This window comes from Pelovirga sp. C15f (assembly GCF_057178085.1).
Genome location: NZ_JBXUCV010000002.1, coordinates 25,258 through 47,039 on the forward strand (window position 1 = coordinate 25,258; position 21,782 = coordinate 47,039).

Genomic DNA, 21,782 nt, shown 5'->3' on the forward strand with positions numbered 1-21,782 from the left:
TCGAACAACAAAACCAGGTGTGGTCGTGGCTGAACCGTTGCACCGCCGCCTTGACCTTCCCCTAGCGCAGATCGTCAAATAATCGCCGTTACCTGCAGCAGATACGGGTACCGCTGCTGCTGCTCCAGCAACCATTCAACAAGCCCCTGTTCCCGTTGCGCCAACCGCTCACTTACCTGTGAATTGAGCTCCAGTCCGAGGAGCCAGGTCAGGTTGCCGGTGATTTTTACCTGAGATTGGGCGGCGAAGTCGTCATCCAGGGATTTTTCCAGCGCTGCTGCAAGTTCCAGTGGCCGTGCCAGATAATGACTGGGATATGCGACAAGATTTTTATCGAGGCTGCTTAAAAAAGCCTGCTTTTCGTGGGGGTGAAGGGTCGAGAAGTCAACGCCGCACCAGGCCGGCGGACGCGTTGATAACAAAGCCCGGCACGACAACGGGCGTTCGCTGTAACTGGAACAGTTCTGCTGAGGATCGAGCAGGGGGCACCCGCCCCCCTGCTGACGGTAGGAGTGGAGAAATTCCTTGAGATCTCCGGCTTTGGTACACAGCTGTGCCAATACCGGCAAGCGGTCGTTGATTCGGTTGCGTTGTGCGACTGACAGGCCGGTTGCCAGCAGCACCGCTTCCGGGTAGCTGCAATGGACCGCCAGGGTGCAGCAGTTACCACACCCTGACCGGCAGTAAAGATCCCGTCCCTGATCCCGGCAGGAGTGCCGGATGTCGGCAATGGCGTCATCCAGCTGTTGGCGCGCAGATAGCAGCTGATGCCGGAGCCTGTTGTCGTGCATCAGGCTACCCGGTTGCGGGGTTCTCCCTGCAAAAAGGCGGTGATGTTGTCGACCACCATAGCCAGCAGGCGGCTGCGCGCTTCGGTGGTAGCCCAGGCGATGTGCGGGGTGATGATGCAGTGGGGGGCATTCAGCAGTGGATTGTCCGGATGCGGCGGCTCTGTCGCCAGGACATCGGTAGCATAACCGCCAAGATAGCCGTCTTCGAGGGCTGCAGCGACGGCCGCCTCATTCACCAGCTGGCCACGGCCGGTGTTGATCAGCAGGGCCCCTTGTTTGACCCGGGCCAGATGCGCGGTGTTGACCAGCTGGTCGGTTTCCGGGGTCAGCGGGCAGTTCAGGCTGATCACATCACTGTCGGTAAACAGCTGGTCAACATCGACAAAGGTGACCCCCTGCTCATTTTTATATTTTTCCGGGTGAGCGGTCTGGACCAGCACCTGCATACCAAAAGCGCGGGCAATGGTCGCCACCCGTCGGCCGATCTCGCCATAACCGACAACCCCCATGGTTTTGCCGGCCAGTTCGCACAGGGGGAGATCGCGGAAACTGAAATCCTTGCAGCTGACCCAGGCCCCTTCCGCCACCATTCGGGCATGATGACCAACCTGTTGCGCCATTTCCAGCAGTAGCGCAAAGACCATCTGGGCAACCGAGTCAGTACTGTAGCCGGGAGCGTTGGTGACCACAATTCCCCGATCCCCGGCAGCGTCAAGGTCGACCAGGTTGACCCCGGTAGCCAGCACGCCGATGTAACGCAGATTGGGAAGGGCGGCCATGGTTTCAGCGCTGATTGGCACCTTGTTGGTAAGGACGATTTCGGCATCCAGCGCTCGTTCAATAATCTGATCAGTGTCGGTGCGTGGATGGATAATACAGGTTCCCAGGGCTTTGAGAGGGGCCCAGTCAAGATCGCCACTGTTCAGGGTATGGCCATCAAGAACAACAATTTTCATACTCAATCCTTTTGGTTTGCGTCGCGCCCGAACAACTTGAGGAGGCTTTGCTTCTCCTCATTGCTGATACTTTCGGGTTGGGGCACGTCGGTATGGCAGAGTCGATTTCTACCACCCTGTTTGGCTTCATAGAGGTAGTGGTCTGCCTGAGAGATCAGCTCTGCTGCGGAGCTTAAGGAATAAGGCCGGTAGGTTGCCAGTCCGAGGCTGGCGGTTAATTTAAGCTGTAACCCGTCTTGTTGCAGGGGGGTTCCGGCAAGGGCCAGGCGGATGCGCTCGGCCACGGGAATAGCAGCATGAAGGTCGGTTTCAGGTAAAACGACAGCGAATTCTTCGCCACCGTAACGACAGACAAGATCGAGCTTGCGTACCTGTGTGGTGATCACCCTGGCGACATGAACCAGTGCCTGATTGCCGATATCATGGCCGTGGAGATCGTTAACCTTTTTAAAGTGATCGATGTCGATCATCAGCAGGCTGGTTGGGCGTCCGTTGCGGCTTGAGCGTTCGATTTCAAGTTCCAGCGTCTCAATAAAGGACCGATAATTGGCGACCCCGGTCAGGGCATCGGTACGCACCTGGAGACTGAGGTGATCAAGTTCCTGCTGCAGATCCGTCAATGCGTCAGGAAATGGGCACCAGAGCGCGCCAACAGGGCAGGTTGCGCGGGGTGGTTGTGCGGGTGATGCGGCTGAAGGATCGCTAGCGGTCATTGTTCTCTTCGCTTCATTGGTGGGTAATATTCAGGGATCACTCAATGAAATAACCTGCAACACGCCAGGATGTGGCGGCTTCATGGTACAGGGTGACCCGTTCGCGGGCCGTGTTGTGATGATCAAACCGGCTGGAGTAGAAAAAAGAGATATATTCCCCTTCAGGAATTCCTTCTATTGGTTCTTTCGTATAGTTGACGTCGGACTGGTTGCGTTCGCGCAAGGCTCCAACCTGGCTACGAACCTGATTAAGCTGCGCAAGCCAGGTTTCAAGCGGGATATCTTCGCGCATGAAGGTGGCACTCTGGATCCAGGCTTCTTCAAAACTGCCCTTGTCAAGGAGGTTAAGGAAGGCTACCGCTGCCGCAGAAGCCTGCTCTACCTTTTCCGGATCCGGCTTATTACTGAAATAAGGATAGATAATAATCATCAGGGCAACTATGGCCAGAGACACGTGAATCATTGAGCGGCGCTGCAGCATCATCTCCTCCATCGAGAAATTTCACAGTCAGGTACTATAGTCGGGTTTAGCGGTCAGGGCAATGTCGATCTGCCAGGTCCGCAGGACCGGAGGTGTCACTCCAGCCCGGCCTCGAAATTGAATTTGCTGCACTGTGCCGGGTCGCTGCCACGGCTTAAAGCTTCCAACACCAGCTTGCCACTGGTGCTGGAAGCACCACAATGTGATAGATCGATGATAAAACCGGAGCACCCGAGCTGCTCCAGTTCCTTGATGTTGCTTATAAATGAAAAGGGTGTTTCGCTGAACAGCCAGGTCAGCCCCTGACGTTGTTGAACCCGGTATGTATCATCACGGTCTGACAGAACTGGACCGTCGCTGCGCAACTGGCGCACGCGGATACGCGAGGTCAGCAACGGAACCCGACCGTATACCATCAAGCTGGCAGGCACCGGCAGTTGCCGGGAGAGGATAGCTGCCAAGTTGTGGCGGTCGTCCTCAATATAGAGTTCGACATCGGCGATGTGCAGTTCGCTTAAAGCGGCGACCGCCTGACTGTTAAGAGCAAACAGGCGATAACTGCTGTAAAGCTTGAGGCCGGTGAGTCCGTCAAACAGAGGGAAGTGACCGAGATTGCTCAGACGAAACTGGTGAAAACCCGCTTGTACCAGGGTGCGGATCGCCGTTTGATGTTCCTGCCAGTCCTGGTCAAAAAGGACGAAGGGCAGATCCCAGATGATGTTCGCGGCACGGCGGCATAATTTGTCGGCTTGCTGCAGGCTGTGACGGTTGATGGGAAGTAACAGGGTATTGACCCGCGCGTTATTGAGCAGGTGTTGCTCGCGGGTATCGCCGAGCACCACCCGCAAGTCGGGCACCTGACGAGAACTGCTGCCGACCGGTAGCAGGGAAGCGATGGCGGTCTCGCGTTGATCGCGGCGGCGCTGCTGCAGCTGCAGCTGGCGCGCCAGGCGTAGTTCGCGATAAAAGGTGCGGCGGATCTGCTTGAGCTGTTTGGGGGGGATAACAATCGCCGGCAGATCACCACAGGTCAATGATCCAAGCACGAAGGGTTCATCGGCAACAGCTGCGAAAACCTGTTCAAGTACTGCCGGGTCGAGGGGTTGACTGGTGGCAGCGAAGCTGGTGATGGGATAGGCAAAATCCAGATTCCGGCCGCTTACGATAGCAGTAAGGGCGATGCTGGTAGGGGTGACCTTGATGTCCAGGTCAACAATCTCTCCTCCAGTCCGGCGGTGTTCCAGTTTGCGGCGGGCGGCACTATCACTTAAGGTAAAGGCGTCGGCGCTGGCAACCATGAAGACGCTGTCGCCGGGAGTGAAGCGCTGGTCAAAGGGCGAGATGACAGTCACCTGTTTGCCGCCGGGAGATTTTTTTACCTGGTATGTCCCGCTGAACAGTTGGCGCAGGGTAAACGCACTGCCGCTTTTGTCGTTGGCAGGCTGAATTCGCAAGCGGTCGCCTACATGCAACGGCAGTGAGGAGGTAAAGCTCAAGCGACTGCCCTGAACCTGACGGATTTTACCGATAAAACGCCCGGTTGCCCCTTTTTGCGAGGGGATGGCGATATCATCCGGTTGACTGCCGGAGAGAAAGCCGCGGGTCGGCTGGCGGCCGAAGCTCTCCTTGAGCTGTTGTTTGGCCCCTGCAAGAACCTGTTTGCGCTCAGCATCAGAAGCATCCATGACCCGCCGGTAGGCACCGACCACTTTGTGTACGTATTCGGCGCTTTTCATCCGTCCTTCGATCTTGAAACTGCAGATTCCCGCGCTGGCAAGTTGCGGCAGCAGGTCGATTGCCGACAGGTCGTTGGGGGAGAAGAAAAACCCTTGCTGTTGATGATGGCGGTAATTGCGCCGACAGGGTTGGGTACAGCGTCCGCGGTTGCCGCTTTTACCACCCAGAAACGATGAGAAGTAGCACTGGCCGCTGAAGGAAAAACACAGGGCCCCATGAATGAAATGTTCGAGCTCCAGGCGGGTCCGGCTGCGGATATAAGAGATCTCTGCCAGGGTCAGTTCCCGCGCCAGCACCGCGCGCGTGAAACCGAGTCGCTCCAGCATGTTAACACCGGCGACATTGTGGATCGTCATCTGCGTTGATGCGTGGACTTCGAGACTGGGAAAATGCTCCCTGACGAGTTTCCAGATGGCGAGATCCTGAATAATAACAGCATCGACCGCAAAGGACTCCAGTGCTGACAGGGTGTCGATCAGGTGGGATAGTTCATTTTCGCGGATCAGGGTGTTGAGGGTGACGTAGAGGCGCTTGCCGTCGGCATGCAGGTAGCCGGCCATGCGCTCGATGTCGGCAAGGCTGAAATTCTTGGCCTTGGCGCGGGCGGAAAAGTCTTTCAAGCCGGTATAAACAGCATCGGCGCCGGCATCAACAGCGGCAAAAAAGGCCTCGAGGCTACCGGCCGGTGCGAGCAGCTCGGGCTTTCCAGATGTATCAGCTTGCGGCATAAGGTGCTTATCTCCACGATGTATGTGAGTCAGGTTACCATTAACACAGAGACTGGTACGGATGCAGCTGTTTTTCAGTTTGCCGGTTCACCACAGCTGAGTCAGTTGCCGCGATCAGATCGCCCCAAAAGCCCCTATCAGATCCCGGTATAGCGATCTAACTTATTGTTTCTAAGGCGAGATTATGTTCTACTGCGCCATTGATGTGGTGCTGATATCTAACAAGGAGAGAGACAATGAAACGAAAATTGACGGCAATTCTGTTTGTGGCTTGTTTGTTGCTGCCCGGTCCGGTGCTGGCGAATGATCCCATGGCCGAGTGGCAGCCCAAATTTGACCCTCGTGGAGCGGAACACACCTATCTGCTCTCCTGTGTCGGCCATCCGGCGATAGAAGGTGTTCGTGTCGGTTTTCGCATCCGCGACCGGGTGTGGGAAGAGACAAAGGGTCGCCTGTTCGTTGATTATCGTCCCATGTCCCAGCTTGGCGGCGAGATGGATGTGATCGGTAAGCTGAGGATGGGTGCCATCCATGGAATGATGAGCTCTTCGGTGGCTGCGCCCAACGTATCACCGCGCCTGGGACTCGTGAATTTACCATTTCTGGTCGGCAGTTTTGATCAACTGCAGCAGTTTCGTAACGATGCAGGGCTGTTCGAAGAGTACGGCGCCGAGGCGTTGCGCTCCGGTATCCGGGTTGTTGATTTTACCGCCTATGGTGGTTACGGCTGGGCGACCCGCAGCCCGGTGACCAGTCTTGAGCAGGCGCAAGGCGTGATCTTTCGGATTGCGCAAGCGCCGGTAAATATTGATATGTACCGTGCCTGGGGTTTGCAGTTCACGGTGATGCCCTGGCCCGATGTCCCCCAGGCCCTGCAGACCGGGGTTATTACCGGTCTTGACCATACCCCGACGGTGACCGGTACCGCTAACTTTTTTAATACCGCCAAACACTACACCCAGATTGACTATGCTCAGGGGCTTTACATCCACTTAATCAACGAACGCTGGCTGCAGCGCTTACCGGAAGACTTGCGGGAAACTCTGCTGCGCATTATCACCGAAGAAAGTCACAAGGCCCGGCTCGCCGGCCAGGAGCAGGATCAGCGGGAAATGGCCAAGGCCCGGGCCGCCGGCGTGTCTTTTTATCGCTTGCCGGAGCAGGATCTGGCTGCCATGAAAGATCAGGTTCAACCGGTGATCAAGCAGTGGGAGGATCGTATCGGTGCTGATTTCCTGAAACAGGTACAGCAGCGCTTGAATCATTAATTACCGGAAATGACAACTGAAAAGCGCCCCTTCGGAAAGTTTGCTCCGAAGGGGCGCCTGGTTTTCAGAGACCGGCTGCGTTGCCTACGAGGTGAACGGTCTTGCTGGTGTTTTCAGTTATTTCACACTACCAACCGGATAACCGGCACCTTTCCAGGCAAACACGCCCCCGGGGTAGCGAAAAACGTTATTGTACCCGAGTTTCTTTGCCCAGACCGCTCCGTTGTGGCTACGTGTACATGCGACAAATCCGCAATAAATGACGATCAGGCGATCTTTGTCCGAGCCCAGAAGGGCTTCATATTCTTCCTGAGTTTTGCCGGCGGTTTCGTTGTTGTTCCATTCGTTCATGTCCGGAATGGGAAACAGGAATTGGACCGCGCCGGGAACATGTGCTTTTTTATAACTGTCTTCAAGAGGCATGGTATCGATGATGAGCATGTTTCGTCCCTCATCCTGCCATTGTTTCAGCTCGGCAGTAGTGACCACGTCGTACCCCCCTCGTTGAACTTCCCGAGTCAGTTTAACAGCCTGTTTTTCAGCCTTTACCTCTTTTTCAAATTTGTTTTCAAAAAAACTGTGCGCCGGAAAACTAAATAGAAAAGATACGGCAATCAGAGTCAGCAGGATGGTAAAGCGCTTAACAAACATTTTTTTCCTCCTTGGGAGATGGACACCGCGACCACCAGGGTCGAGGCGTCAGCTGGTTAAAAAAACGCCACAGGTAGAGATACCCGATGGTCAGCAACAACAGAAGATCGCGATACAGAGCCGCCTGTAAATTATGGAAGGCATCCGCTTCCGGATCCTCGGGGCCAAAACAACCGCAATCAATATCCAAACCAAGAGCAATTCCATAGCCAAGAACAGCGATAAATAACAAGGTCATCAGTGCAATCACTGATAATGCACCGGTTTTTTCAAACAACAGTCCGACCGCCGCAATGATTTCTGCCAAAATCAGGACAATGGCGGCAACGCCCGTCAGCATGTCCGGAACCAGCCCATAAGCACCGATAATAGTTGCGAAATCAGCGGGGTTCAGCGCTTTAGTCACGCCCGACCAGAGAAAAACACCTGCCGTGAACAGTCGGCAGAGGTGGTAAAGACCTCGCGCCGGCGTTGAGGTGAACAGCACCCTGGTTGCTCCTGTCGGCTTATGAACGTGGGATACCATCTTCATTTTGGTTGCTTTGTCGGGATCGCCGCCAGGCGGAGGGCTGCACCGTAAGCACCGATAATTTCGGGAGACTCAGGTACATGAACCGGTCGCCCCAGTCGTTGCGCGAGAAGCTTTACCAGCACCTGGTTACGAGCGACTCCGCCACTGAACACCAGTTTCCCTTGCAGTCCGATCGGTTCCAACATGCTGCTCAAACGGTCGATAACTTTTATAGCGCTCACCATCCATTTCAAATTTTGCCCAGAGCTCATGATCAGCTTTGACGGAAAAATTTTCCTGCATAAAGTTCTCCGATAAATAAAAAGAAATAGCACGGTTATTTTGGTGGTATTGACCGGATGAATAGTCCGAACATCACGTCAAGTCAAATGGATAATATCTATTTGATGAATGCGGCATATCGGTAAAGCAGATACCTTGGGCCCTGTTACAGGGGATAGAAAAGCAGAACGCATCAGAAAGAATGATAATTGTTCTTGACCGGAGAGTAGTTCAGAGGTATACAGTCAACTTCTAACTAGTTGAATTTACTTATAATTAACTTTTTTTTGTGAAGATCAAACAAGGTTTGATCAATTTTATTCTTTCAGGAGGTTTCATGATGAAAAAAATGCTTGTAGCGGTATTGATGGTATTGATCATTCTGGCAGGCCAGGGTTGGGCGAATGATGATCCTCTGGCAAACTGGCAACCCAAGTTTGATCCCAGTGGGGCAAAGTATACCTACATTTTGTCGAATATCTCACATCCGGTTATTGAGGGGGTTGCTGCCGGCTATCACATCCGCGATGCGGTCTGGGAGCGCACCAATGGTCAGATCTATGTCGACTATCGTCCCCTGGCACAACTGGGGGGAGAGCGTGATGTAATCAGCAAGCTCCGCCTTGGTGCTGTCCACGGCATGCTCAGCTCTTCGGTTGCCGCGGCCAATGTGGCCGACACCCTGGGGATTGTCAATCTGCCCTATGTTGTTGATACCTTCGATAAACTCGATACTTTCAGATCGGATCCGGAAATCTGGCAACCTTTTGCCGACAGTGCTCTGGCCGGGGGCATTTATGTTGCCGATATTACCAACTATGGTCCTTACGGTTGGGCCACCACGGTCCCGGTAGACAGCCTTGAGGCCGCCAAAAGCGTCAATTTCCGGATTGCTGAAGCACCAGTCAATACCGATGCTTATCGTGCCTGGGGGTTGAAATTCACGGTGATGCCCTGGCCCGATGTGCCTCAGGCGCTGCAGACCGGGGTTATTACCGGTCTTGACCATACCGCGATTGTCTGCAATATCACGAAAAAGTTTACCGTTGCCAAGCATTTCACCGAGCTGAACTACGCTCAGGGGCTGTTCGTTCATCTGGTCAACAAGCGCTGGCTCGATCGTCTGCCGGAGGATCTGCGCACCATCTTCCTGGAGGTGGTCAGGGAGGAAAGTGCCAAATCGCGGGAAGCTACCCGCCGTCAACATGACGAGCAACTCGCGGCTGCTCAAGCCGCAGGGGTACAGATTCACCAGTTGTCGGAAGCTGATCTGAACCAGTTGAAAAAACTGTCCGAGCCAATTTTAGAGCGCTGGAGTGAGCGTATCGGAGTAGAATACCTGGAGTTGGTCCGGGCAAAGCTTGGCAGTTAGAGATAATCTCTGTATAATCGCCCTCGCCATGACGGGGCCGGAGAGGATCCCTCTCCGGCCCCGTCTTTCGTTTGCCCACCAAAAAGCGCAGGGACGATCTTCACCTTGACACCACCTTTAGCAGTGGAGATGGCAAGAGTGGGCGGAGCCGGACACGGACGATGCTGAAAAAAATTTTCAAAAAAATTGATCGAACATTTCTGTTTGTCGAAGAATGGTCCCTGTTTATTGCAGTCAGCGCCGCGCTGTTTGCGGCCATGGCCAATGTCATCCTGCGCAAGAGCGGGGGGGATATCAATATCTTCTGGTCGGATGAAGTGGTTCGTAAGGTCATCTTTTTTTCTACTTATATCGGCGCGGTAACGGCGATCCGCAGTCGTTCGTTGATCCGTATCGATGCCTTGCCGCAGATTTTCCCCGTGCTCAAGCGGCCCCTGAACCTGATCTCCCACGTTGCTGTTTTGTTTTTTTCCGGGGTGATGATCAAGCTGGGGTGGACGATGACAGTGATGATGTATCATGACCCCTTTGCCCGTACCAGCACCCTGCAGATCCCGGAATGGTATTTTTACGCGGTGCTGCCGATCATGGGGGTAATGATGTTTTTCCGTAGCCTGGTCGTGATGGTTGAAGACTGGCGCGGTATCCAGGATGTGACCGGGGAGAAATGACATGGAATTAAGCTATCTGTTGATTCTCGCCCTGTTGCTTGGTTGCCTGGCGGCCACCGTACCGGTGTTTATGGCGCTGTTTTTTACCGGCACTTTCGGGCTGGTATTTCTTCTCGATATCGATCCGCGCATCGTTATTGAGGTGCTGTATCGCAGCATGGACAAGTTTGCTCTGGTCGTCGTCATGTTTTTTGTTCTCTGCGGCAACATCATGACCACCGGAACCATTGTCAAAAAATTGATCAATACCGCTAATGTCCTGGTGGGTTTTCTGCCTGGCGGGCTGGCCATGGCGGGAATTCTTGCCTGCGGTTTTTTCGGCGCTATCTCAGGTTCCACCGTAGCGACCGTGGTGGCCATTGGTGGTTTTATGATCCCGGCGCTGATCAAGAATGATTATGATGAAAAGTTCTCGGTCGGAGTGATGACCACAGCGCCGATTCTTGGCGTTATTATCCCTCCGTCTATTGCCATGATCCTCTACGCCATGGTCAGCAATGACCCCCTCGAGGCCTTGTTTCTAACCGGTTTTATCCCCGGTTTGTTGATTATGATAGCCATGAGTGTCTACGCTTATATTGTTTGTAAAAAACAGGGTTTACAGACCCTTGAGCGTCCGACTTTCAGGGAAGCGGTCAAGGTTATCCGTGAAAGTATCTGGGCATTGCTGTTGCCGGTGCTGATTTTTGGCGGCATCTACTCCGGCCTTTTTACCGCCAATGAAGCCGCGGTGGTGGCCTGCTTTTACGCCTTCTTTGTCGAAATTGTTATTCATCGTGATCTGAAAGTGCGTGACGTCAAACGGATCGTGGTGTCTTCGGCGGTCACCTCCGCCACCCTGCTGATCATTGTTGCCGGAGCGTCGGTATTCGGTGAATACCTCACCTTTGAACAGATCCCCAACAAGATTGCCAACGCCGTCGTCAGCAGTATCGATTCGCCGTGGGTGTTTCTGCTGGCGGTTAATATTCTGCTGCTGGTCATTGGCATGTTCATGGATATTATTTCCGCCACCCTGATCCTGACCCCGATATTTCTGCCCTTATTGAGTCAGTTCGGTATTGATACCATGCACTTTGGCTTGTTGATGACCATTAATCTGGGGATCGGCTACTGTACTCCGCCGTTGGGCGTCAGCCTGTATATTTCCGGGGCGACGGTCAACCGGGATCTGGTCTATGTGTCGAAGGCGGTCCTGCCTTTCTTGCTGATCCAGTTTGCGATTCTGCTGCTTTTGACCTTCTGGCCGGATCTGGTGCTGTTTTTACCCCGCCTGGTGTATGGTTGATACGCCATTGCCAGAGTTCAGCGAACCGGTTTTCGTCATTGATGATGGTCCACAGGAGTAACCGATGAAACCTAAAATACTGATTCCGATTAATGACTCTCCGACGACCCACAAGACCATTGATGACATCATCAGTCAGCGTGAGCAGTTTCGCGCCCATCTGGTGCTACTGCACGTGATCAACGATCAGCTGGCCTATCGCATGATCCCCGATTTTCAGATTGAGATGGTGCGGGAAAATGCCATGCAGGCGGCAACCCAGCGGATGGAAAAGCTGGCCGACAGATTGCGTGTTGCCGACCTGGAGGTTGAACTGCGGATTGAATTTGGTATGCCGCGGCGGCTGATTCCGCAGATCGCTAACAACGAGGATTTTCAGCTGCTGGTGCTGGGGCGCCGTAGTGGCCGCGGCGAGATTCGTGATGTGCTGTTCGGCTCCGTTGCCAACTACGTATTGCACAATGTGCGTTGTCCGGTGCTGCTGTTCTAGTATCCTGTAACTCATAAAAAATCGCAAAGATTGCACCGGACTTTGGCACATCAACAAGGCATGATCGATGCTGCCTGGCCATAGCTAATAAGCGTTGGTCATAACGCAGTTGACGCGTCAAAAGACGAGCAAGATGCGATAGATTATGGGGTAGAGGGTACTATTCAAACTGTGACTTGAACTCGTCAAACTGGTTGAGAATACTGATCGTCTCCTCCTGCAGGCGGGAAAGCTTCTGCTCGAGCAGCGAGACTTTTTCCTCCAGGAGGGTAAGACGATCACTGCTGGCGACCTGTCCTTCCCGCTGTTCCGACATTGTCCCTTCCGTTTCCTCTGCAGCCGTGGTCTCAGCGCGCAACAGATCAATATAGCGGCTCTCCTTGCGGCCCGGCTGGCGGGGTAGCTGCGTGACCAGGGGCGGTTCCGCCGCCCTCAAAGTGTTAAGCACGGCTTCCACTTCGGCAAGGTCAGTAAAGGCATGCATCCGTTCACAACGGGTGCGGACTTCACCTATCGTTTGGGGTCCACGCAGCAGCAGGATCGCCAGCACCGCCAGTTCGGGGCGGTCCAGATGCAAGGTTCCTTCAAGATGATGACAATAGCGCAGGGTCCGTACCCCTTCAGCGGAACGATAAATCAGTTGCCGGCGCCGCAGATCATCGAGTCCTTGGGCAACCTCTTCTTCTGTCAGCGCCATGACCGGATCCCGATTTGATTTCTGGTTACAGGCATTGGTGAGGGCATTGAGACTCAACGGATAATATTCCGGCGTTGCCAGCTCTTTTTCGACCAGACAGCCGAGAATACGGATTGCAACGGGTGACAGTGGTTGATCCATGGTGACTCTTTCTAGCAAGTGGAGAGGTTTTTTGAATTTTAGACAGGATAGATGCTTTTGCAAAAAGTATCAATTTGGATGGAATACAACATAAACAGCCGGGGGTTGGCAACTGTTGAATACCGTCTGAACAGGTACAAAAATAACAGGCGATTACCACAATGGTCAATCGCCTGTTATTGAGCCCCAGCTGAAGTTGCTGATGATTGTCTAGATGCGTGGACCTTGACCACCGCGGCATCCTGATCTTTCACCGGGGGTGCAGTCACCGGCACCGCAATGTTTGAATTGCCCATGCTTGCTGCAGGAATTGTCGCCCTTGAGTTCACGCAGTTGCTCCAGCTTCTGCTGTTGCTCCGGGGTCAGCAAGGAAGCTACCTGCTGGCGGTGTTTGGCGCCAGCCACCATCATCCGGGTTTTCAATTCGGCGTGTTCCTGCACGGCGGCACGGATGCCGGCTTCATCAGCGTCATTGGCTCTGGCTACGTCACGCAGCTGCTCGCGGCTGGCCTGCATTTCGGTGCGCAGGGCCTGCTGTTGCTGCTGGTGCTGTTCGCGCAGGGCCTGCAGCTGTTGCTGTTGTTCTTCGCTTAAGTCCAGGATGACCGCCATTTTTTGTTGTTGCTGTTCCTGGTGCTGCCGGCGATGTTCGCCCATCATACCTTGCGTCGCCCGCTGGCCGTCTTGACAGTCGCGCATTCCCGTACCACCGGACCAGCCAAAGACATGGGTTCCGGCCAGCAGCACACCAACGATCAGCAAACTGAATATCATTGTTCTTTTCATGGTTTTCTCCTTTTATCTGTGAGTTAGAAGCGTCTGTTGGGCTTTGATGGTTGGACTATAATCAAAATAACGGTAAATGTGGGTTAAGAGCTGTGCGTTCTAGGTAAAGTTAGGTAAAGCTGTTGCGCCTGATGGGCTTTACATTTCTTTACAGCGCAGGAAATGGTCAGCAGGTATGATACGAAATGTATCAAAAAAGTCGAAGTCCAGGGCTTACAGGAGTCACTATGGAACGGATTCTGGTGATCGATGATGACACGGAGTTATGCGAACTGCTCCAGGATTATCTAGGTGGTGAAGGCTTTCAGGTTGACGGGGTTCATCGTGGCGATCAGGGTGCCGAGGTGGCGACCGGTCAGGCGTATGATCTGGTGGTGCTGGATGTTATGCTGCCCGGGCTGAATGGTTTTGATGTGCTGCGCAGGATTCGCGCCAACAGCCGCGTTCCGGTGATCATGCTGACGGCCCGTGGTGACGATGTTGATCGGATTGTCGGGCTCGAACTGGGCGCCGATGATTATCTCCCGAAACCATTCAACCCCCGTGAGCTGGTAGCACGTATCCGGGCAATCCAGCGGCGCCTTGAGGGCGCTCTGGGGGGCTTCAGCTCCAGATCCAGGGTGCAGACAGAATACCGGATCGGAGATCTGCTACTGAATGCGACCAACCGTACTGTCAAACAGAATGGCCAGGGGGTGGAACTGACCTCGGTGGAATTCAGCCTGCTCGAAGCGCTGCTTGCCCATGCCGGTGAAATTGTCAGCCGTGAAGATCTGGTGGAACAGGTTTTGGGACGGCAGCTTTCGGCCTATGATCGCAGTGTCGATGTCCATGTCAGTGCCCTGCGCAAAAAGCTTGGCCACAGCTACGGGCAGACCGAACGGATCCGTACCGTGCGCGGGGTCGGATATCTGTATTCCCTGCCGGAGAATGAATCCTGATGCGCAGTCTGTTTTTAAAGATATTTCTCTACTTTCTCCTGATTATTGTGCTGGTTACCGCGTCGGTGGTGGTGTTGACCTATTTTCGGGATCAGGAGTTTCCGCCCCTGGCGCATCAGAGCTTTAGCCGGCGCGCGATCACCGAATATGGCCGTGAAGCGATCCGTGCTTTCGAAACCGCGGGAGTTCCGGCAGTGGATCAGTATACGGAGCGTTTGCTGCGCGAATCAGGAATCGAGCTGATTCTTTTCGACCAGCAGGTGCAGCTGTTAAGCCGCCGTACGATCCATCGTCGGGCGCAACACATGGCATTACGCGCCCTGCGCAGTGGTGAAGTCGTGCTGCCGATGCAGGGAACCCGAAATGGGATTGCTGCCACGGTTAAGGGCGGCAGTGGCCATGACTATGTTGTTGTTATCACCCTGCCGGAGCGACCAGCCCCGCGCGATTTCTTCAAGATGATAACCCGTGGTTTTCTCGGCGTGCAGCTAATGCTGCTGCTTGCTATCACCGCCCTGGTCTGCTTTGTTCTGGCCCGCTCTCTGGCGGCACCGATCAGTCGTCTGCGCCATGCTACCCATCGTTTCGCCGCCGGTGATCTGGCAACCCGCATTGGTGACGAGATTAATGCCAAAAATGAACTCGGCGGTCTGGCACACGATTTCGATTATATGGCAGCTAAAATTCAAACCCTGATCTCCGATCAACAGCAATTGCTGCGTGATCTTTCCCATGAGTTACGCTCACCCCTGGCGCGCCTGAATGTTGCCCTCGAGTTGGCGCGTCAGCAATCAAGCAGCGATGCCGGGACAAAAGCCCTGGAACGGATCGGCCTTGAAGCACAACGGATGAATGAGATGATCGGCCAGCTGCTGGGGTTAACACGTATGACCAGCGGCCTCAATGAGCAAGGTTTTAGCCCCCTTGATCTACAGGCATTACTTGAAAAGTTGGTCCAGGACGCTGACTTTGAGGCGGCGGCGCGTCAGTGCCGGGTTGTTTTTGAATCACCAGGACCGGCAGCGATAACCGGCTCAGAAGATTTACTGGCACAGGCATTGGAGAATGTTATCCGTAATGCCGTTAAATATACCGTCGAAGCCGGAGAAGTTCGGGTTTCCCTGGGGTCGCAAGGGCGTTTCTGGGAGGTCAGGGTTTCCGACCGGGGCCCTGGTGTCCCCGCTGCCTCCCTGGAAAAGATCTTCGAGCCTTTTTACCGGGTTGCCGATGCTCGTGATCGCCTGAGCGGCGGCACCGGTATCGGTCTGGCCATCGCCAAAAGTGCCATTGCCCTGCACGGCGGCAGCATCCGGGCGGAGAATCAGCGGCAGGGAGGGCTGCTGGTCACGATCCTTATCCCCAAAAACATATAGATATATGAATATTTGACTTTATCTTGGGTTTAGTCTAAGATTGGTCTAACTGCAAACAAAGGAGTCAAGAGATGGAATGGACGCTTATCCTCGGCATCGTTGCCGTCTGGTTTATTTTGAATCGCTGGATTCTGCCGCGTCTGGGAATTCAGACCTGAATGTCCGACAGTTGTCAGCTTCCGCGTGACGGAAGCAAAAAGACCGATTCAACCGACGGTAAGTCCGCTGACGGCCAATAACAGGGGATCGCGACGGTCACGAAACACGCAAATAACATGTACCAATACAGCCCACGGGATATTTATCCTGTGGGCTGTTCATTTTTTTTCAGCGGCTGAGCCGATGGGGGTGATTCCCCTGTCAATGCACGATACCACGTGCCTGCAATGCTGAGCGCAGGGTCTCGATGCGTTTGCGATTGACACCGAAATCGTAATAACCCAGGCGCGCAGCGGAGCGCACGGCGATGATGCCCTTTTCCGGGCGCAGATGCCATTCCAGATCATCGACAAAACCAAAAACCGCGCTTCGGCATTCGGTATGGAGATAATTGTCACTGGCAGAAATAATCCGGGTGCGTGGTAGCGCGGTTATCTGTTCATAAACTGCCTCCCAGGCCTGCTGCGCCGAAGCGACAAGGATAAACGGGGCAATCTGGTGTCTGGCCGAGTCACAATCGCTGCAGACACAGTTGGGCGAAGCAGGGCAGGGGGATAGTTTGTCCGCCACAACACCAAGGTCGGTCGGGCGATTGCCGGCACAGGATAACAGGCACAGGCTCAGGGACAACAGCAGTGGGAAGGCTTTGAGGGGTAGTCGTCTGTCAGTAAAACGGGTCATGGTTTCCTCCGGCCGTCAGCGATCAGCAATCAGGGTGCCACCGACAGCAACCTGATCTGGAGCATTATCGCGCAACATGATGATCATCGTCGATTCGGGCAGATCATATGCCTTGGCCGCCAGGCTGGTCAGCTCTTTCGCCAGGGTACGCTTTTTTTCCAGGCTCAAGGGCGGGCCTTCAAGGGTGATAATCGGCATGCTTGTCTCCTAGAGATAAGGTGAAAAAAGCTTAAAGAAGGAGTCACGCAAACGTGTGGCCAGAGGACGGCTGTCTACATCCTTCAGGGTCATCTGACGGGATCGATCACGGGAGCGGTCGAAGTGTTCGCTGAGTTCGGCGACAGTCTGTTGATCAAACACCTCAACATTAAACTCAAAATTCAGCCGCAGGCTGCGCGGGTCGATGTTAGCGGAGCCGATCAGAGCATATTTATCATCAATCAGCAGCAGCTTGCTGTGGACAAATGGTGGAGGATGGAAATAGACACGGGCATCGTGTTCCAGCACCTCAAACAGGTAGGCGTTGGCGGCCCAGCCGACAAAGGGGAGGTTGTTCTGCGCCGGGAGAATAATCTCCACCCGTACACCACGCAGGGCGGCGACGTTGATAGCTGCCAGTTGCGCCCGTGAGGGAATAAAGTAGGGGGTCATGATGCGAATGTGGGATGTGGCACAGGACAGAGCGCCGATAATAATCCAGTTGAGTTTTTCGTGAGGTTCGTTAGGTCCGGCACTGATGCCGCGACAACAGGCATCGCCCATGGTTGCAGGCCGTGGCCATTGGCGCGGCTTGCGTTTTTCCTTGGTGGCATAGTGCCAGTCCTCCATGAAGGCATCCCGCAGTTGCTCGCAGACCGGTCCCTGCAGCCGGAAATGGATGTCGATAACCCGGATGGAGTCCTGTGCTGCTGCGACCAGATGGCGCTCCCGGATATTGATGCCGCCGGTAAAGCCGATGCGGTTATCAATCACCAACAGCTTGCGGTGGTTACGCAGGTTGAAATAGAGGCTGTGCAGCAAGCGTGGCGGCAGAAAAGAGACGACCTTCACCTTGGTGCCACGTAAATGGCGTCGCACCCTGCCACGTGAGTAGAACTCGCCAAAGGCATCGATCAGGATACGCACATCGACACCGCGGTCGGCAGCGCTAATCAGTTCACGGACAAATTGCATTCCCAGGCTGTCAGGCGCGAAGATATAGCTGGAGAGAAAGACCGATTCGCGGGCATTGCGGATCGCATCGAGCATGGCCGGATAGGCCTGTTCACCGTTGTGGAGGATCTCGACCCGGTTGCCGCTGACCAGCGGTCGGCGGGTGACGGCATCGGAAAGGGTGATCAGGGCACGGCTGGTATCGTCGCTCGGGTAACAGGCAATATCCTGCGCCGTCGGGGGGACGTTGACATGGAGCCAGGGCATCCCTTCTCCCTGTTCCTGCAGTTCACGAGCCCGCGTACGGATACGGTTGACGCCGAGGAGCCAGTAGCACAGAGCTCCCACTCCGGGCATGGCAAGACAGGTGACAATCCAGCCAAGAGCGGCGCGCGGATCACGCTTGGTGAGCAGCGCATGTCCGGCTGAGCCGACGGAGAAAGCCCAAAGGATGGCCACCAGTAAGGTCAGCATTGACGCTCCGGCAGTGAAAGGGAGTAATAGTTACGGCACGTTAGCAGTTATTATTAGAGAAGTCCAGAACGCTGTTTGAAAAGAAACCAGCACCAGTCGCTGCCGGATCTGGGTGTCAGCGCAAGGACGTGCCGCAGCGTGGGCACGTCAGGACAGTGTTGGTGGAGACCTTGTCACCACAGGTGGGGCAATTGAACCAGTGGCGGCAGAAGCGGCATTGATGTTCGGAAAGTCCCTGTTTTTTTTTGCACTTGGGGCAGCGCCGGTACATTTTACGTTGGGACAGATAATCTTCAAAGAACAGCCCGCAACGGCCACACTCCTGCGCCCCCGGTTTGACGGTTGCCTCACAGCCGGGGATCGGGCACTTGAATACGGCTTTACACTCCTTACACCAATACCCGCCGGTTAACAGGGCACCACATTGACTGCACTTCTTGTTGCCGATTTTGCTGCTCATTCCTCACTCCACAGGGACTAATTGTCAGCCCAAGGTTATAAAATTGAAACACCATCATAGTTGAGATCAGCAGGAATGCCAAGGGAAAGAAACCGGAACCGCGTATGTCCTCAGCCGGTCGCCTTCAGGCTGTCACGCAGATAGCGTCCGGTAAAGGAGGCGTCGCAGGCGGCAACCTCTTCCGGGGTTCCGGTGGCGATGATCCGACCACCCCGGCTCCCACCTTCGGGGCCGAGGTCAATGATATAGTCGGCGGTTTTGATGACATCGAGATTGTGTTCAATCACCACCACGGTGTTGCCGGTTTCAATCAGACGGCTGAGCACCTCAAGGAGTTTGTGGATGTCAGCAAAATGCAGTCCGGTCGTCGGTTCATCGAGGATGTAGATCGTTTTCCCTGTCGCCCGTTTACCGAGTTCGCGTGCCAGCTTGACCCGTTGGGCCTCACCACCGGAGAGGGTGGTGGCACTCTGGCCAAGCTTGATGTAGCCGAGACCGACATCCCTGATGGTCTGCAGCTTGTTGTGAATCCGGGGAATATTCTCAAGAAACTGACTGGCCTGGTTGACGGTCATGGCGAGGACATCGGCGATACTTTTCCCCTTGTATTTGACCTCTAGGGTTTCGCGATTATAGCGCGCCCCCTTGCAGACGTCGCACTGCACGTAGACATCGGGGAGAAAATGCATTTCGATTTTAATGATGCCGTCGCCACTGCAGGCTTCGCAGCGCCCCCCCTTGACATTAAAGGAAAACCGTCCCGGTTTGTAGCCGCGAATTTTGGCCTCAGGCAGTTGCGCGAACAGATCGCGGATATCGGTAAAGACCCCGGTGTAGGTGGCAGGGTTGGAGCGGGGTGTGCGGCCGATGGGGGACTGGTCAATATCGATGACCTTGTCGAGTTGCTCGAGCCCGCTGATTTTCTTGACCGGACCGGCTTTTTCCCGCGCTCGGTGCAGGTACTGGGCCAGGGCTTTGTAGAGGGTTTCGATAACCAGTGAGGATTTACCCGAACCGGAGACACCGGTAAAGCAGGTCAATACCCCCAGGGGGATGCGGACATCAACATCCTGCAGATTGTTGGCGCGAGCCCCTTTGATCTCGATCCAGCGCTCACTGTTGCGACGCTCGGCAGGGATCATGATCCGCCGCCGACCGGACAAGTAGTCGGCGGTCAGCGATTCGGGACAGGCGATAATCTCCGTGGGTGTTCCCTGGGCAACAACGCGGCCGCCATTGACTCCGGCTGCCGGTCCCATATCGATCACATGGTCAGCAGCACAGATGGTTTCCTCATCGTGTTCGACGACCAGGACCGTATTGCCGAGATCGCGCAGGCGCTTGAGGGTCGTCAACAGGCGCTGGTTATCGCGCTGATGCAGGCCGATGGAGGGTTCATCAAGGATATAGAGTACCCCGGTCAGGGACGAACCGATCTGGGTTGCCAGGCGGATACGCTGCCCTTCACCGCCGGACAGGGTACCGGCACTGCGATCCAGGGTCAGATAATCAAGCCCGACATGGGAGAGAAAGGAGAGACGTTCGCGGATCTCCTTGAGGATGCGGCGGGCAATCTCCATCTCCTTTGGAGGCAATGTGAGCTGCAGAAAAAACGCCTCGGCGTCCGCAATGGACATGGCGGTGGTCTGCTGGATGTTCTTGTCGCCGATGGTAATATGGAGGGCCTCAGGGCGGAGCCGGGCGCCATGACAGGTCTGGCAGGGGATGACATTCATAAAACGTTCGAGATTTTCCCTGACGCCGTCAGAATCGGTTTCATGGTAGCGGCGCTCAAGGTTGGGGATCACTCCTTCAAAGGGTTTTTCATAAAAATGGCGCTTTTCTCCCTGATCGTAAAAAAAACGGATGTTCTTGCCGCCGGAACCGTAAAGGATGACGTCCTGCATGCTCTGGCTCAGCTGATCAAAAGGGGTGCGCATATCGAACTGGTAATGCAGAGCCAGTGCCTCCAGCAGGGCCTGATAATAGAAGCCGGTGCGGCTGTCCCACGGCACCACGGCGCCGTCACGCAGGGACAATTGGGTATTGGGAACCACCTGCTCGCGGTCAAAGAGCATCCGCGTGCCGAGCCCGCTGCAGTCAGGGCAGGCACCGTGAGGATTGTTGAAGGAAAACATGCGCGGAGTGATTTCCGGGTAGGACAGCCCACACTCGATACAGGCATGCCGCGCTGAAAAAAGCATGCTGTCACCATCGGGGATCTCCACCCGTACCAGACCGTCGGCGAGCTGTACCGCGGTTTCGATTGATTCGGCCAGACGGGAGGTGATGTCAGCTTTGATCACCAGCCGATCAACCACAACCTCCAGGGTATGTTTCTTGTTCTTGTCGAGGCTGATGGGGTCGCCCAGCTCGTGCATTTCGCCGTCAATGCGCATGCGTACATAACCGGCGGCCTGCAGCTGCGCCAGTTCCTTGCGATATTCCCCCTTGCGCTCGCGGACGATGGGGGCCATCACCATCAGGCGGGTCGTTTCCGGCAGCAGCATGATCTGGTCGACCATCTGTTCCACTGTCTGTGCGGCAATTTTATGACCGCAGCGATGGCAGAGGATGACGCCGACCCGGGCATAGAGCAGGCGCAGGTAATCGTAAATTTCGGTTACTGTACCAACGGTGGAGCGGGGGTTTTTTGAGGTTGTCTTCTGCTCGATGGAGATGGCCGGGGAGAGGCCGTCGATCTGGTCGACGTCGGGTTTTTCCATCTGCTCGAGGAACTGACGGGCATAGGCTGACAGGCTTTCCACGTAGCGGCGCTGGCCTTCGGCGTAGATCGTGTCAAAGGCCAGGGTACTTTTCCCCGACCCGGAAACCCCGGTAATCACCACCAGCTGATCGCGTGGGATGTCGATATCGATATTTTTCAGGTTGTGCTCGCGGGCACCACGGATACGGATATGATCAATCATGAATTTCTGTCGGTTTCGTTAAAGGGTTGAGGTGCTGTAACTGTTGAGC

At 54.9% G+C, this 21,782-nt stretch carries 22 protein-coding genes; 7 read left to right on the forward strand and 15 right to left on the reverse strand.

Translation table 11 applies throughout. From position 1 onward, the window contains the following. Positions 1–74: 74 nt before the first annotated feature. The 5 genes from AC1931_RS05280 to AC1931_RS05300 form a co-directional block, all read right to left on the reverse strand. Complete coding sequence (locus AC1931_RS05280) at positions 75–791, reverse strand: YkgJ family cysteine cluster protein (RefSeq protein ID WP_483876199.1); 717 nt, start codon at positions 789–791, stop codon at positions 75–77. Beyond that, positions 791–1,747, reverse strand: a complete 957-nt coding sequence (locus AC1931_RS05285; RefSeq protein WP_483876200.1) for a D-2-hydroxyacid dehydrogenase — start codon at positions 1,745–1,747, stop codon at positions 791–793. Before AC1931_RS05285 ends, AC1931_RS05280 begins: the two co-directional genes overlap by 1 nt. Before the next feature lie 2 nt (positions 1,748–1,749). Beyond that, positions 1,750–2,460, reverse strand: coding sequence for a GGDEF domain-containing protein (locus AC1931_RS05290; RefSeq protein WP_483876201.1), 711 nt, complete (start codon positions 2,458–2,460; stop codon positions 1,750–1,752). A gap of 37 nt (positions 2,461–2,497) precedes the next feature. Continuing rightward, on the reverse strand, positions 2,498–2,944 hold the full coding sequence (locus AC1931_RS05295; RefSeq protein WP_483876202.1) for a DUF4019 domain-containing protein: 447 nt from the start codon (positions 2,942–2,944) through the stop codon (positions 2,498–2,500). Between the two features lie 92 nt (positions 2,945–3,036). Beyond that, positions 3,037–5,406, reverse strand: coding sequence for a peptidase U32 family protein (locus AC1931_RS05300; RefSeq protein WP_483876203.1), 2,370 nt, complete (start codon positions 5,404–5,406; stop codon positions 3,037–3,039). Between the two features lie 236 nt (positions 5,407–5,642). Here AC1931_RS05300 and AC1931_RS05305 point away from each other — a divergent pair, with 236 nt between their 5' ends. Further along, a complete protein-coding gene (locus AC1931_RS05305) occupies positions 5,643–6,674 on the forward strand; it encodes a TRAP transporter substrate-binding protein (RefSeq protein ID WP_483876204.1) in 1,032 nt (343 codons plus the stop codon). A gap of 117 nt (positions 6,675–6,791) precedes the next feature. Here AC1931_RS05305 and AC1931_RS05310 read toward each other — a convergent pair whose 3' ends face one another. The 3 genes from AC1931_RS05310 to AC1931_RS05320 are packed head-to-tail and all read right to left on the reverse strand — an operon-like array spanning position 6,792 to position 8,081. Beyond that, positions 6,792–7,325 (reverse strand): rhodanese-like domain-containing protein, encoded by a 534-nt coding sequence (locus AC1931_RS05310; RefSeq protein WP_483876205.1) that lies wholly within the window; start codon positions 7,323–7,325, stop codon positions 6,792–6,794. Further along, complete coding sequence (locus tag AC1931_RS05315; protein ID WP_483876206.1) at positions 7,315–7,857, reverse strand: MauE/DoxX family redox-associated membrane protein; 543 nt, start codon at positions 7,855–7,857, stop codon at positions 7,315–7,317. The genes AC1931_RS05310 and AC1931_RS05315 overlap by 11 nt, the downstream gene beginning before the upstream one ends. Continuing rightward, positions 7,854–8,081, reverse strand: a complete 228-nt coding sequence (locus AC1931_RS05320) for an FGGY-family carbohydrate kinase (protein ID WP_483876924.1) — start codon at positions 8,079–8,081, stop codon at positions 7,854–7,856. The genes AC1931_RS05315 and AC1931_RS05320 overlap by 4 nt, the downstream gene beginning before the upstream one ends. A 374-nt stretch (positions 8,082–8,455) precedes the next feature. Here AC1931_RS05320 and AC1931_RS05325 point away from each other — a divergent pair, with 374 nt between their 5' ends. From AC1931_RS05325 to AC1931_RS05340, 4 genes are all read left to right on the forward strand, one after another. Beyond that, positions 8,456–9,490 (forward strand): TRAP transporter substrate-binding protein, encoded by a 1,035-nt coding sequence (locus AC1931_RS05325; protein WP_483876207.1) that lies wholly within the window; start codon positions 8,456–8,458, stop codon positions 9,488–9,490. A gap of 161 nt (positions 9,491–9,651) precedes the next feature. Next, positions 9,652–10,161 (forward strand): TRAP transporter small permease, encoded by a 510-nt coding sequence (locus AC1931_RS05330; protein ID WP_483876208.1) that lies wholly within the window; start codon positions 9,652–9,654, stop codon positions 10,159–10,161. Position 10,162: 1 nt separating this feature from the next. Further along, entirely contained in the window at positions 10,163–11,449 is a 1,287-nt protein-coding gene (locus AC1931_RS05335) for a TRAP transporter large permease (protein ID WP_483876209.1), read from the forward strand. 64 nt (positions 11,450–11,513) lie between these two features. Further along, a complete protein-coding gene (locus tag AC1931_RS05340; protein ID WP_483876210.1) occupies positions 11,514–11,939 on the forward strand; it encodes a universal stress protein in 426 nt (141 codons plus the stop codon). A 160-nt stretch (positions 11,940–12,099) separates the two neighbouring features. Here the strand turns inward: AC1931_RS05340 and AC1931_RS05345 are convergent, their stop codons facing one another. Together AC1931_RS05345 and AC1931_RS05350 are read right to left on the reverse strand one after the other, a co-directional pair. After that, complete coding sequence (locus AC1931_RS05345) at positions 12,100–12,777, reverse strand: YceH family protein (RefSeq protein WP_483876211.1); 678 nt, start codon at positions 12,775–12,777, stop codon at positions 12,100–12,102. A gap of 210 nt (positions 12,778–12,987) precedes the next feature. After that, positions 12,988–13,563, reverse strand: coding sequence for a Spy/CpxP family protein refolding chaperone (locus AC1931_RS05350; RefSeq protein ID WP_483876212.1), 576 nt, complete (start codon positions 13,561–13,563; stop codon positions 12,988–12,990). A 227-nt stretch (positions 13,564–13,790) separates the two neighbouring features. Between AC1931_RS05350 and AC1931_RS05355 the strand changes: the two genes are divergently transcribed. Then, on the forward strand, positions 13,791–14,504 hold the full coding sequence (locus tag AC1931_RS05355) for a response regulator transcription factor (protein WP_483876213.1): 714 nt from the start codon (positions 13,791–13,793) through the stop codon (positions 14,502–14,504). Beyond that, positions 14,504–15,877, forward strand: coding sequence for an ATP-binding protein (locus tag AC1931_RS05360; RefSeq protein ID WP_483876214.1), 1,374 nt, complete (start codon positions 14,504–14,506; stop codon positions 15,875–15,877). Before AC1931_RS05355 ends, AC1931_RS05360 begins: the two co-directional genes overlap by 1 nt. A 360-nt stretch (positions 15,878–16,237) precedes the next feature. On the opposite strand, the gene AC1931_RS05365 is transcribed toward AC1931_RS05360, so the two are convergent. The 5 genes from AC1931_RS05365 to uvrA all read right to left on the reverse strand — a co-directional run bounded on the left by AC1931_RS05365 (position 16,238) and on the right by uvrA (position 21,733). Next, the gene (locus AC1931_RS05365; RefSeq protein ID WP_483876215.1) at positions 16,238–16,717 is read right to left on the reverse strand and encodes a DUF1499 domain-containing protein; all 480 of its coding nucleotides are present in this window, start codon (positions 16,715–16,717) and stop codon (positions 16,238–16,240) included. A 15-nt stretch (positions 16,718–16,732) separates the two neighbouring features. Beyond that, complete coding sequence (dmpI, locus tag AC1931_RS05370) at positions 16,733–16,915, reverse strand: 4-oxalocrotonate tautomerase DmpI (protein WP_483876216.1); 183 nt, start codon at positions 16,913–16,915, stop codon at positions 16,733–16,735. A 9-nt stretch (positions 16,916–16,924) separates the two neighbouring features. Then, positions 16,925–18,343: a cardiolipin synthase gene (gene cls, locus AC1931_RS05375; RefSeq protein WP_483876217.1), complete on the reverse strand. Its 1,419-nt coding sequence runs from the start codon at positions 18,341–18,343 to the stop codon at positions 16,925–16,927. 115 nt (positions 18,344–18,458) lie between these two features. Beyond that, positions 18,459–18,803 carry a hypothetical protein gene (locus AC1931_RS05380; RefSeq protein WP_483876218.1) on the reverse strand — a complete coding sequence of 115 codons (345 nt, stop codon included), beginning with the start codon at positions 18,801–18,803 and terminating at the stop codon, positions 18,459–18,461. Between the two features lie 110 nt (positions 18,804–18,913). Continuing rightward, the gene (gene uvrA / locus AC1931_RS05385; RefSeq protein ID WP_483876219.1) at positions 18,914–21,733 is read right to left on the reverse strand and encodes an excinuclease ABC subunit UvrA; all 2,820 of its coding nucleotides are present in this window, start codon (positions 21,731–21,733) and stop codon (positions 18,914–18,916) included. Between the last annotated feature and the right edge of the window lie 49 nt (positions 21,734–21,782).

Bases quoted from the DNA above. Each gene is read 5' to 3' on its own strand.
- AC1931_RS05280 (WP_483876199.1), bottom strand. From the start codon at position 791: ATGCACGACAACAGGCTCCGGCATCAGCTGCTATCTGCGCGCCAACAG.
- AC1931_RS05285 (WP_483876200.1), bottom strand. From the start codon at position 1,747: ATGAAAATTGTTGTTCTTGATGGCCATACCCTGAACAGTGGCGATCTT.
- AC1931_RS05290 (WP_483876201.1), bottom strand. From the start codon at position 2,460: ATGACCGCTAGCGATCCTTCAGCCGCATCACCCGCACAACCACCCCGC.
- AC1931_RS05295 (WP_483876202.1), bottom strand. From the start codon at position 2,944: ATGATGCTGCAGCGCCGCTCAATGATTCACGTGTCTCTGGCCATAGTT.
- AC1931_RS05300 (WP_483876203.1), bottom strand. From the start codon at position 5,406: ATGCCGCAAGCTGATACATCTGGAAAGCCCGAGCTGCTCGCACCGGCC.
- AC1931_RS05305 (WP_483876204.1), top strand. From the start codon at position 5,643: ATGAAACGAAAATTGACGGCAATTCTGTTTGTGGCTTGTTTGTTGCTG.
- AC1931_RS05310 (WP_483876205.1), bottom strand. From the start codon at position 7,325: ATGTTTGTTAAGCGCTTTACCATCCTGCTGACTCTGATTGCCGTATCT.
- AC1931_RS05315 (WP_483876206.1), bottom strand. From the start codon at position 7,857: ATGAAGATGGTATCCCACGTTCATAAGCCGACAGGAGCAACCAGGGTG.
- AC1931_RS05320 (WP_483876924.1), bottom strand. From the start codon at position 8,081: ATGGTGAGCGCTATAAAAGTTATCGACCGTTTGAGCAGCATGTTGGAA.
- AC1931_RS05325 (WP_483876207.1), top strand. From the start codon at position 8,456: ATGATGAAAAAAATGCTTGTAGCGGTATTGATGGTATTGATCATTCTG.
- AC1931_RS05330 (WP_483876208.1), top strand. From the start codon at position 9,652: ATGCTGAAAAAAATTTTCAAAAAAATTGATCGAACATTTCTGTTTGTC.
- AC1931_RS05335 (WP_483876209.1), top strand. From the start codon at position 10,163: ATGGAATTAAGCTATCTGTTGATTCTCGCCCTGTTGCTTGGTTGCCTG.
- AC1931_RS05340 (WP_483876210.1), top strand. From the start codon at position 11,514: ATGAAACCTAAAATACTGATTCCGATTAATGACTCTCCGACGACCCAC.
- AC1931_RS05345 (WP_483876211.1), bottom strand. From the start codon at position 12,777: ATGGATCAACCACTGTCACCCGTTGCAATCCGTATTCTCGGCTGTCTG.
- AC1931_RS05350 (WP_483876212.1), bottom strand. From the start codon at position 13,563: ATGAAAAGAACAATGATATTCAGTTTGCTGATCGTTGGTGTGCTGCTG.
- AC1931_RS05355 (WP_483876213.1), top strand. From the start codon at position 13,791: ATGGAACGGATTCTGGTGATCGATGATGACACGGAGTTATGCGAACTG.
- AC1931_RS05360 (WP_483876214.1), top strand. From the start codon at position 14,504: ATGCGCAGTCTGTTTTTAAAGATATTTCTCTACTTTCTCCTGATTATT.
- AC1931_RS05365 (WP_483876215.1), bottom strand. From the start codon at position 16,717: ATGACCCGTTTTACTGACAGACGACTACCCCTCAAAGCCTTCCCACTG.
- dmpI (WP_483876216.1), bottom strand. From the start codon at position 16,915: ATGCCGATTATCACCCTTGAAGGCCCGCCCTTGAGCCTGGAAAAAAAG.
- cls (WP_483876217.1), bottom strand. From the start codon at position 18,343: ATGCTGACCTTACTGGTGGCCATCCTTTGGGCTTTCTCCGTCGGCTCA.
- AC1931_RS05380 (WP_483876218.1), bottom strand. From the start codon at position 18,803: ATGAGCAGCAAAATCGGCAACAAGAAGTGCAGTCAATGTGGTGCCCTG.
- uvrA (WP_483876219.1), bottom strand. From the start codon at position 21,733: ATGATTGATCATATCCGTATCCGTGGTGCCCGCGAGCACAACCTGAAA.